Source organism: Streptomyces sp. NPDC006739 (genome assembly GCF_042869815.1).
In the GTDB taxonomy this organism is placed as follows: domain Bacteria; phylum Actinomycetota; class Actinomycetes; order Streptomycetales; family Streptomycetaceae; genus Streptomyces.
Genome location: NZ_JBIAGM010000067.1, coordinates 1 through 8,620 on the forward strand (window position 1 = coordinate 1; position 8,620 = coordinate 8,620).

At 68.2% G+C, this 8,620-nt stretch carries 8 protein-coding genes and 2 pseudogenes; 4 read left to right on the forward strand and 6 right to left on the reverse strand.

Translation table 11 applies throughout. The annotated features are described in order from the left end of the window. Positions 1-86: 86 nt before the first annotated feature. Positions 87-269 (reverse strand): annotated as a pseudogene (locus ACFYMM_RS43925) (transposase); the annotation flags it as partial. A 402-nt stretch (positions 270-671) separates the two neighbouring features. Here ACFYMM_RS43925 and ACFYMM_RS43930 point away from each other — a divergent pair. Then, positions 672-911, forward strand: a pseudogene (locus tag ACFYMM_RS43930) (MFS transporter); the annotation flags it as partial. Positions 912-1,099: 188 nt separating this feature from the next. Here the strand turns inward: ACFYMM_RS43930 and ACFYMM_RS43935 are convergent. Together ACFYMM_RS43935 and ACFYMM_RS43940 are read right to left on the reverse strand one after the other, a co-directional pair. Continuing rightward, complete coding sequence (locus tag ACFYMM_RS43935) at positions 1,100-1,549, reverse strand: hypothetical protein (protein WP_388398364.1); 450 nt, start codon at positions 1,547-1,549, stop codon at positions 1,100-1,102. Positions 1,550-1,599: 50 nt separating this feature from the next. Continuing rightward, positions 1,600-2,319 carry an SDR family NAD(P)-dependent oxidoreductase gene (locus ACFYMM_RS43940; RefSeq protein ID WP_388398366.1) on the reverse strand — a complete coding sequence of 240 codons (720 nt, stop codon included), beginning with the start codon at positions 2,317-2,319 and terminating at the stop codon, positions 1,600-1,602. Positions 2,320-2,407: 88 nt separating this feature from the next. Between ACFYMM_RS43940 and ACFYMM_RS43945 the strand changes: the two genes are divergently transcribed. Continuing rightward, positions 2,408-3,016: a TetR/AcrR family transcriptional regulator gene (locus ACFYMM_RS43945; RefSeq protein ID WP_388398369.1), complete on the forward strand. Its 609-nt coding sequence runs from the start codon at positions 2,408-2,410 to the stop codon at positions 3,014-3,016. Positions 3,017-3,184: 168 nt separating this feature from the next. Here ACFYMM_RS43945 and ACFYMM_RS43950 read toward each other — a convergent pair whose 3' ends face one another. Then, complete coding sequence (locus ACFYMM_RS43950) at positions 3,185-4,108, reverse strand: helix-turn-helix transcriptional regulator (RefSeq protein ID WP_388398372.1); 924 nt, start codon at positions 4,106-4,108, stop codon at positions 3,185-3,187. Between the two features lie 173 nt (positions 4,109-4,281). Between ACFYMM_RS43950 and ACFYMM_RS43955 the strand changes: the two genes are divergently transcribed. Then, on the forward strand, positions 4,282-5,628 hold the full coding sequence (locus ACFYMM_RS43955; protein WP_388398375.1) for an aldehyde dehydrogenase family protein: 1,347 nt from the start codon (positions 4,282-4,284) through the stop codon (positions 5,626-5,628). Between the two features lie 287 nt (positions 5,629-5,915). Continuing rightward, positions 5,916-7,028 carry an alkene reductase gene (locus ACFYMM_RS43960; RefSeq protein ID WP_388398378.1) on the forward strand — a complete coding sequence of 371 codons (1,113 nt, stop codon included), beginning with the start codon at positions 5,916-5,918 and terminating at the stop codon, positions 7,026-7,028. A gap of 441 nt (positions 7,029-7,469) precedes the next feature. Here ACFYMM_RS43960 and ACFYMM_RS43965 read toward each other — a convergent pair whose 3' ends face one another. Together ACFYMM_RS43965 and ACFYMM_RS43970 are read right to left on the reverse strand one after the other, a co-directional pair. Further along, on the reverse strand, positions 7,470-8,084 hold the full coding sequence (locus tag ACFYMM_RS43965; protein ID WP_388398380.1) for an LLM class flavin-dependent oxidoreductase: 615 nt from the start codon (positions 8,082-8,084) through the stop codon (positions 7,470-7,472). Then, complete coding sequence (locus ACFYMM_RS43970) at positions 8,054-8,467, reverse strand: DoxX family protein (protein WP_388398382.1); 414 nt, start codon at positions 8,465-8,467, stop codon at positions 8,054-8,056. Before ACFYMM_RS43970 ends, ACFYMM_RS43965 begins: the two co-directional genes overlap by 31 nt. Positions 8,468-8,620: the final 153 nt, after the last annotated feature.

Below are 8,620 nucleotides of genomic sequence, written 5' to 3' on the forward strand. Positions count from 1 at the left end.
GGCCGACAGATCGGCGCTCAGGACACCTTGGTCAGTCGCAGACCGGGTCAAGCCGCGGCCCCGTGCGGAACACGATCATCCTCACAGTCGCAGACGAGCATGAGGACATCTTCAACTCCGCGATTCTTCAGCTCGGTGAAGACCTGGAGCCAGTGCTTGGCGCCCTCGCCGCCGTCACCGGCAAAGATCCCGAGAATGTGCCGGGTGCCCTCGACCGTGACGGCCATCGCCACGTAGATGGGCCGGTTGGCGACCTTGCCATCGCGCAGCAGCCCGCCCTCGCCGGTCAGCTGGAGCCCGTCGGAGCGGGCTCGGTCGACCAGCATCGCGATCAACTGCTCGTCCGAGACGGCCTCCGCGGCCGACTCGACGACCGGCTCCTCCGCGGCCTCGTGCTCGGTGATGGTCTCACTCATCAGGCGTCTCCTTGATCATCGGATCCGCCGTCTAGTTGGACACTCCCGAATCAGCGTGCACGCCAGGCGTGGTCCGCTCCCGTCGGGTGATCGTCGCCGCCCGGGGCCGCACCGCCATTCCCCTCGGACGGTGGTGCACCGGCAAGAGCGACGGCAACGACTGACCGATCGGGGACCTGGCGGGATGACGAATGTGTCCATCGCGGCCTGCCTGGACGAGGACTTCGCTCGCTGCCGGAATCACCGCGGCCGCGGCTGGGCTGGAACGTGGGCCTCGTCTCCGGCACCGCGATGATCACCGATGCCGTGCCCCTGGCTACCCGCGCCAAGAACCAGGGCATGGCCGACGTCTCTATCGCCATCGCCGGCGCTACCGGGGGCTTCAGCTCCGGCCTCGTCGTCTCTGCCTCTGGCCACCCCGTCCTCGCCCTCACCGGCGGCATCCTCGCTCTCGCCGTCCTCCCCGCGATCGCCACCAGTGCGAGCAGCCGGTGACCTGGCCTGCCCTGTCGGGGGTAACCGGCCGTCCTCACCGTCGACGGCCCCGGGTACCGTCGTCCACGTCTTCGCCAGAACCTCATCCGCCCGATGCTGAACTCGACAGAGACCGCCAACCCGTCCTCGGCGGCCTCCAGCCAATGGAGGCGGTGCGGTGGATCAGCTGCGGTGCCACGCCGGCGCGGTCACTTCCAGTCGCTGTTCGATGGCGCCGTCGCTGTTGGCTCCGTTTCTTGGGCGGCCGCTTGCTTGTGCTCGATGAGGGCCGTGGTACCGGCTACCACCGCAGAAAGAGCCACTGCGGCGGACAGCATGGCCGAGGTACGGCTGACGTCGCGCCGCAGGCCCGCAGCCAGGAAAGCGGCGGCATCGACTGAGTCCATGACGATGTTCACCGCAAGAAACTGCTGCTGCTGGGGCCGGGTGAAACTGTCCATCCGTTGCAGTCCAAGCCCGAGAGCAGCGTTGCGTATCGCGAACATCCGCGCATAGGGGATCGCGGGGGTACCGCTGGCCGTGAGCTGGAAAAACCGCGCGGCCAGCCGCGGGGTGAACAAGTGGGTGGCCGCGACGATGAAGCGCCCGGTCGTCAGCGCTCTGCGGGAAGGAACCAGGTGGAGGGGGAATTTGGACATGGAGAACCCTTTCAATCCGGAACGGGCCGGTCAGTTGTGTTTCATGGGGTTCAGAGCTCGGCGACGACGCGTCGCAGTGTGCCCGGCGCGATGCGCAGCATGGCGGGCATGACTTTCGTCTGACCGGGGAATGCCATGTTCCGCCCCCGCCGAAGAGCCTTCATCGTGACCGCCGCTACCTGCTCGGGAGTCAGTTTCTTCCCCGTGGCTTCGGCGTTCATGGGCGTGTCCGTGGACGGTGGGAGGACCTCGAGGACATGGGTGCCCTGCGGGGCGAGTTGACGGCGCAAGCCGTCCGCAAAGCCGTGCAGGCCGGCCTTCACCGCGCCGTGGGTAGGCGCGCGAGTGGGTGAGACCAGAGCGAACCCCGAGGTGATGAATACGATCGCGTCGGGCTCTGGCCATCGCTCGAGCACTTCACCCGTCAAGTGGATGGGGGCGGTGAGGTTCAACGCCACCTCGGCATCGAGAGTCGCATTGGGGTTCTTGCCGGCTGCATAGTCTCGTTCCTCGAACGTACCGGCGTTGTTGACCAACACGTCCAGACGCCCAAAGCGATCAGCGATCGCCTGCAGCAACGCTGCCCGGTCAGCTGCGTCCGTCACATCGGCCCGTACGGCCAGCGCCTGCGGGTGTGCCTGCGCGAATCGGTCAAGCGCAGCCTGCGAGCGTCCACAAACGACGACAGACATCCCGAGCTCCACGAAGGACTGCGCGAGGCTCAAGCCGATGCCTGAGGTTCCGCCAGTGATGAGTACGGTCTGTGACACGATGCCACCTCTCTGTATAGCGTACCGATTGGTACGAAACACGGTAGCACACCCGTACCGATCGGTACCAAAGGAGTAGGATGAAGACATGACCTCGACGACACCGGTCCCTCCCGGCAGGCCTCGCTCGTTCGACATCGACGAGGCACTCGATCGTGCAGTCCTGGTGTTCTGGTCAAAGGGGTTCGAGGGTGCCAGCCTTGACGACCTCACCGAGGCGATGGGTATCAGCCGCCCCGGCCTGTACAGGGCGTTCGGCAGCAAAGAAGACCTCTTCTACAAGGCGCTGGAGCGGTACACCGAGGGCTTGACCGCCTACTTCGGCCAAGCCCTGGCGGAGCCCACAAGTGCAGCAGTGGCTACTGCCGTGCTCCACGGGACGGTCGAGGCGGCAACCATGCCGGGACTCCCCGCGGGCTGTCTTGGCGTGCACGGTGCGTTGGCCACCGGGGATGACAGCCGCCCAGTCCGAGATGCACTCATCGCATGGCGTGAGGACGGAATAGCCCACTTGACGCGCCGGTTTCAACAGGCGGTGGACGCCGGTGACCTTCCGCCTTCCATAGATCCTCATCTCCTTGCGCTCTACCTGAGAACAGTCGCCAATGGGATCGCCGTCCAGGCCGCGAGTGGTAGTTCCCGCCCTGAGCTGCTGCAAGTCGCCGACCTCGCGTTGGGCAGCTGGCCAAAGCCGTAGTCAGCCAGTCAGACCGGGATCTGCGCACGTACTTCGGTTTTCCGTGGTTCGTGCGAGGCCGGTGTGACTGGCGCGACGGCGGGTGCCGGGGCCGGGGGTTCCGGGGGCGGCAAGGTCGACGGGACGCTGGGCGTGGCGCGCAGCCGACTACCGATGATCAACTGTTCATCAAGCCGTGCGTGCCGGCGGCATCCCGGCTCCCGCCCTTGTCGCGTCGGTGCCCCAGCTGGCCAGCAGTCGTAGTGCCTCCGCGGACGGGGAACCGGGTTCGGCGATGTACGTCGCCAGCGTCTGTTCGTGGTCGTCGGCCAGATGGAACGACTCGAGGCGCAGATCGAGTTCGCCGACGAGCGGGTGGTGCAGGCGCTGGATGCCGTGACACTTGTCCTTGATGTCGTGGGCGGCCCACAGCCGCCTGAACTCCTCGCTCTTCACGGAGAGTTCGCCCACCAGCGCGGACAGCCGGGGGTCGCCTGGATGGGAGCCGGCGTCCATGCGCAGCTGAGAGACGACGTCGTTCGCTTTGCGTTCCCAGTCCACGAACAGGTCGCGGTACTCGGGCCGCAGGAACACCAGCCGCGCCCAGTTCCGCTCGTGCTCGGGCAACTCGGCCCAGTCGCCGAAGACCGCCGCGGCCATCCGGTTCCAGGCGAGGATGTCCGAGCGCCGCCCCACGAGGATCGCCGGGCCGCCTTCCATGGTGTCCAGCAGCATCCGCAGGGGGCCCCGCACCTGCTGGGTGTGGCCGGCCGGCTTCTTCTTCCGCTGTTTCGGCTTCGCCAGGTGTGTGAGGTGGGCGTGCTCGGCGTCGCTCAGCCTGAGAGCGCGGGCGATGGCGTCGAGGACCTCCGCCGACACGTGCTGCCCGTTGCCCTGCTCCAGGCGCGTGTAGTACCCCACCGACACCCCGGCCAGCTGCGCCAGCTCCTCGCGGCGCAGCCCCGGCACCCGCCGGTACCGCCCGAAGCCCGGCAGTCCCACGTCCTCCGGCTTCAGCCGGGCTCGCCGGGTGCGCAAGAACTCACTGAGCTCGGCACGCGCGTCCAGAGCGCCGTCGGCAGGCTCGTGCACCGGTTCGGGGTATTCGTCCATGCCTTCGAGTATCCCCGGTCGGACGCACATCAGCCTGCACCAGTCAGTGGTAGGCACAGCGGATGTACATACAGCCGTGACCTGGGTGAATACCGGATCGGCTAGCACGCTGGAGACCGTGCCCGGCTGGAAGGCAGCCGGGCGTGGCCTTGCATCGAGAACGGAGACACCCCATGACCGCGACACAGGGAACCGAGTCGAGGACCCCCCAGACGGAAACGGCCGCGGAGGTGGTCGGCCGCCTTCGTGCGACCTTCGACACCGGCGTCACCCGCGGACTGGACTGGCGCGTCGACCAGCTGCGGCGGCTGCGGGCCCTGCTGGTCGAGAACGAGCAGGAGCTGATCGAGGCGCTCTGGGCGGACCTGAGGAAGAACCTCGCCGAGGCGAAGACGCAGGAGATCGACTTCACCGTCGCCGACATCGACGAGACGCTGGCGAATCTCGAGAACTGGCTTCAGCCTCGCCCGGTGGAGGTTCCCGCCCACTTCGGTCCCACGACCACGGCCTACACCACGTACGACCCGCTCGGGGTCGTCCTGGTGATCGCCCCGTGGAACTTCCCGCTGCACCTTCTCATCGACCCCATCATCGGCGCACTGGCCGCCGGGAACACCGTGGTGGCCAAGCCGAGCGAGATCGCGGTGCACACCTCGGCGGTCGCCTCACGCCTCCTGCGACAGTACTTCGATCCTGACGTGCTCACCGTGGTCGAGGGAGGCGCCGAGGAGACCACGGCCCTCCTGGCACAACGCTTCGACCACATCTTCTACACCGGCAACGGCACCGTCGGCCGGATCGTCATGGCCGCAGCCGCCAAGAACCTCACCCCCGTCACACTCGAACTCGGGGGCAAGTCACCGGTCTTCGTGGCACCCGATGCCGACGTGGACGAGACCGCGAAGCGGTTGGTGGGCGCCAAGTTCGGCAACGCGGGCCAGCAGTGCATAGCCCCCGACTACGTGCTGGCCGATCCCGCCACCGCCGCCGCCCTGGTCCCCGCCCTGCGCGCGGCTGTCGACGCCCAGTTCGGCACCAGCCCGCAGACCTCGGCCGACTTCGGCCGGATCATCAACGAGCGGCACTTCGACCGGCTCACCCGGCTGCTGGACTCCGGCCGGGCGGCGGTGGGAGGCCAGCACGACCGCGACGACCTTTTCATCGCACCCACCGTGCTCACCGATGTCGACCCCGCATCGCCGGTCATGCAGGAGGAGATCTTCGGTCCCATCCTCGCCGTCGTCGAAGTCGAAGACCTCGATGCCGCCATCGCCTTCATCAACGAACGCGACAAGCCCCTCGCGCTCTACGCCTTCACCGAGTCCGAGGCCATCAAGTCGCGCCTGTTGAACGAGACGTCCTCCGGCGGCGTCGCCTGGGGCCAGCCGGTGATGCAACTGCTCATGCCCGGCCTGCCGTTCGGCGGCGTCGGTGAAAGCGGCATGGGCCGCTACCACGGCCGGTACTCCCTCGAGACGTTCAGCCACCTCAAGGGTGTCGCGGACGTCCCGCTCAGCTAAGCCCGCGCCTTCGTCGGTCGCGGCGCGGCCTGCAGACACCGATTCGTACCGGATCCGGCGGGCAGTTGCGCTTGACCGGCGTCGACACCGACGCCGACGGCATGCGGCTCTCACCGTGTTCGCCGCCGACACCGCCCACGCCCCGATCGCGGTGCTGGAACGCGTCACCGTCAGCGGGCCCGCGCCTGCCCGAGGGCCGCATCCGCGCCTCCGCCGGGGCAGCGTGGACCCCTTGCGGCGCAGACCTTCATCCCGTTTCCCTCCGTAGTGCAGAAAGAAAGAAACCCATGCCTGTCAACACTTCAGAAGTTTCGCCCGTCCCGTCACTTTTCTCCCCCGTCTCTCTGGGGAAGATCGAGCTCGCCAACCGCATCGTCATGGCACCGCTGACCCGGGTCCGGTCCGGTTCCGCCGGCATCCCCGGGGACCTGATGGTCGAGTACTACCGGCAGCGGGCGAGCGTCGGAATGATCATTACCGAGGGCACCTACCCCGACCACGCGTCGCAGGGGTATGTCGGTGAGCCGGGCATCGCCACCGACGAGCAGGCGGCCGGCTGGCAGCGGGTGTTCGAGGCGGTGCACGCCGAGGGCGGCCGCATCGTTCTGCAGATCATGCACGCCGGCCGCGGCACCCACCCCGACATCAACGGTGGCCGCCGCATCCTCGCCCCCAGCGCGATCGCCATCGACAACAAGACGTTCACCGAGAAGGGCGAGCAGCCCTACCCCGTACCGGAAGCGATGACCACCGCAGAGATCCGGGCAGCCGTAGAGGACTTCGTCGCCGCGGCCCGCCGGGCCATCGAGGCGGGAGCGGACGGTGTGGAAATCCACGGCGCCAACGGCTACCTGCTCCAGGAGTTCCTCTCCCCGGCGGCCAACCAGCGCACCGATGGATATGGCGGCTCGCCGCAGAACCGCGCCCGCTTCGTCGTCGAGGTCGTCACGGCGGTCGCCCAGGCCGTCGGCGCCGAGCGGGTCGGGCTGCGGATCTCGCCGGAGGTCGACCTCGGGGACGTCTTCGAGACCGACCGGGACGACGTCCTGGCCACCTACGGCACCCTGGTGGACCAGCTGCGCCCGCTGGGCCTGGCCTACCTCTCCGTCCTGCACGCCGAGCCGGGCGGCGATCTGGTGCAGGAGCTGCGGCGGCGCTTCGACGGCAAGCTGATCGTCAACAGCGGCCCCTTCGGGGGGCAGACCACCCGCGAGCAGGCGCTCCAGCAGATCGAGGCCGGCCATGCCGACGCCGTGGCCGTGGGCCGGGCCCTCATCGCCAACCCCGACCTGGTCGAGCGCTGGCAGGGTGGCCACCCGGAGAACGAGCCGCGGCCGGAACTGTTCTACGGGCCGGGCGCCGAGGGCTACACCGACTACCCCTTCCTCGAAGCGGCCTGAGGCCCACAGTCACGCCTGTCCATGCGGCAACCCCACTCACCCATGGACAGGCGCCCGACCGGCGACACTGTGCCCGCCTCTTTGAGCCCGCGGTCACACCGGCGATCACCGGCTCGAGGACCGTCGGGTCCGTCAGGGCGGTCACGGTCCGCAGGTTCCTGGCCAGCAGCCTGCGTTCGGTGACCTCGTCGAACACATCGCTCTTGTGCGTGGCCGCCGCGGCGGCCTTCGGCCACAGCTGACGCCTATGACAATTTTTCGGCGGCGGCCCATCCACCAGGTCCGCCTTTTGTAAGGGAGTCCGTCGCCGATATCCGTCCCCGCTGTACACCGGCGCCCATACCGTCCAGCCCGAACGCTGGGAACGGGGGTGACGAAAGGGGCTGTCGGCGGGGCGGAATCTGGTCTGGATGGGGTGGTGGACTACTTCACCCTGTCCGGCTACGAGGCGGGCTGGTCACGGAACAAGAGCGGCGCCACCAGGCTGGGCTTCGCCGTCCACCTGGCGAGCAGCAGCCGCAGCTTCTCCGCGAACACGTCGTCGTAGTCCTCGAGGCCCACGCCGAACAGGCGGAACGCCTCGACGAACGCACTGCGCCCGGCGATGATCTCGGTGCGGCCTTCGCTGATCAGATCGAGGGAGGCGAAGTCCTGGTGCAGCCGGACCGGATCGGCGGTGGACAGCACCGACACCGCACTGGCCAGCCGGATACGGGCGGTGGCCTGGGCGATCGCGGCCAGCGGGACGGCGGGGTTGGCGACTGCGAAGTCCCGGCTGTGGTGCTCGCCGAGACCGAAGACGTCCAGGCCGGCCTGGACGGCGGCGACGGCGTAGGAGACGATCTCGCGGGTGCGGCGCCCCGAGTCGTGCGGTTTTCCTGTGGCGGGGTCGGTCTGCAGGTCGGACAGGGAGATGATGCCCAGTTCGACGGTCGTCTCCGGTAGGCGGACAGGGGGTGAGAGGGAGCGGCCCGGCCGGCGTGGTCGCGGACCGGGCCGCTGTGAAGGGGCAGGGGACCGGGTGGTTAGAAGGAGTAGGGCCCGAACCGGCCCCACATGATGACCGCGGCGACGATGAGCAGGATTGCGTTGAACCCGATGGCCTGCGGCTCCTTGCGGCGGGCGTGGAGGCCCATGGCCAGGACCATGATCACAGCCAGGCCGGTGGCGGCCAGCGGGGTGAGCACCGTGGCGATGTCGAAAGCGCCCGGCAGGATCAGCCCGAGGCCACCCGTGAGTTCGGCGACGCCGATCAGACGCACCACGGGTGTCGAGACGTCACTGACCCACGGCAGCTGGGATGTGAGCTTTTCGCGGGGCTGGGTGGACTTGGTGACGCCGGCCGCCACGAACAACGCGGCGAGGACGCCCTGCAGAATCCACAGGAACACGTTCATCGGAGCGGAGACCTTCTTCTTCGGCCGCGCAGCGGCGGGCATCGCCGCGGCGGACAGGGATTGAACGGATCAGGACTCAACGGGGGAGAGCCGGGAGGCGTCAGTGAGCGTTAAGTCCGATCTTCCTCGGTTCGTGATCGCTCGATCGTGGTACTGATCGCCGTACGAGCCGCCTGGTGGGCATATCCATGTTGA